General features: G+C 65.1%; 1 protein-coding gene. It reads right to left on the bottom strand.

Features of this window, described 5'->3' with window-relative positions:
- On the bottom strand, window positions 1–640 hold a 640-nt coding region (locus tag E9536_RS41155), incomplete at its 3' end, for an ISNCY family transposase (RefSeq protein ID WP_136473349.1).
- Between the last annotated feature and the right edge of the window lies 1 nt (window position 641).

Here is a 641-nt window from a genome sequence, read left to right as displayed (position 1 = left end):
ACATCGCGCGGCCGAACGGTGTCACACGGTTACCGGTCTTGCCTGGCTTCACGTTGCGGAACACGCTGGCCTTGTCGCTGTAGAACGCCCCAGGTTTGCCGTGCCGTTCGATGTACGCGCGCGTCGCTTCGAAGTAGCTGAAGGTCGATTCGGTCTGAGTGAAGTGCAGCATCATCAACCGGCTCGTCGCGTCGTCCACGTACACCAGCAGCGTGCAGGCCGGCGCCCGTTCCTCGAACCACCGATGATCACTGCCGTCGATCTGGATCAGTTCGCCCAAGCACGCCCGGCGCGCTCGCGGCTGATAAACCTTCGGCGGCCGCTGCCGGCGCGGAATCCACAAGCCAGCCTCCGTCATCAGCTTCCGGACCGTCTCCTTGGCCAGCCGAATGCCGTGACATTCCCAGAGCTTCTCGCAAGCCAGTGTCGGTCCGAAATCGGCGTAGCGATCACGGATGACCGATAGCGCCCGGTCGGCGGCTCCTGGGTCCAGCCGACGGTTGCCGGGCTTCGATCGGTGTCCCGATACCAAACCCGCCGCGCCATGTTCCCGAAGTCGGGCGACCAGCCGGCGAATCTGCCGGGTCGTCAGTTCCAGCCGTTCCGCTGCACGCCACGGCTTGAGCTTGCCATCCGCCACG

Source organism: Burkholderia sp. LS-044 (assembly GCF_004803625.1).
GTDB lineage: Bacteria > Pseudomonadota > Gammaproteobacteria > Burkholderiales > Burkholderiaceae > Burkholderia > Burkholderia cepacia.
This window is presented reverse-complemented; position numbering and strand designations above follow the sequence as displayed.